Annotated in this window: 1 protein-coding gene; it reads left to right on the forward strand. The window is 40.0% G+C overall.

The genetic code is table 11. The annotated features are described in order from the left end of the window. A partial coding sequence (locus tag A372_RS32675) for a hypothetical protein (RefSeq protein WP_036702650.1) occupies window positions 1–205 on the forward strand: 205 nt, incomplete at both ends.

Consider the following 205-nt stretch of genomic DNA (forward strand, 5'->3'; position numbering starts at 1 on the left):
AATTCAAAGAGATTATGTCTATTGGTCTTCATTAGAAAATCGCAGACCTGAAATTCCGCTAGGAAGCTACCGTGCTGAGGATGGGGTGGTTCGTACAGCGAATGGAAATCCAGATTTTAAATACTACGATGACTGGAAACAAAACTATCAAGGAGATTTTTTGATTCTATCTAATCAAGAGGGCATCACACCGGAAGAACAACGA

It is taken from the genome of Paenibacillus sp. OSY-SE, assembly GCF_000283315.1.
GTDB classification, from domain to species: Bacteria; Bacillota; Bacilli; order Paenibacillales; family Paenibacillaceae; genus Paenibacillus_B; species Paenibacillus_B profundus.